We start from the raw sequence: 280 nt of genomic DNA on the forward strand, positions 1-280 counted from the left end.
CCGCCTGTGTATTGTAAAAATGCTAGGTCAGATAAATTTAATTCAGGGCGTGTGTAAGCATTTTCGTCAGCGTTTAACAAATCTGAAAATTTAATCGTGTTTGGTAAGTTGTATTTAGGCACCATTTTTTTAACGTGCTTAACAACAAAGTTAACAATGTGCTTTTTAAGGCCACCCACCATGTCACCAACTTGTGTAACCACGATGTGTTTAACGTCTGTTTTACCTAAGGCCTTTTCAAGAGTATCTGCAAAGTTTGCAAGAATGAAAATGGCGCTTG

At 37.5% G+C, this 280-nt stretch carries 1 pseudogene; it reads right to left on the minus strand.

Annotated elements, in window-relative coordinates:
• Positions 1–280 (minus strand): annotated as a pseudogene (locus AC0IXA_RS27350) (long-chain fatty acid--CoA ligase); the annotation flags it as partial.

Source organism: Pseudomonas sp. AC083 (assembly GCF_979253165.1).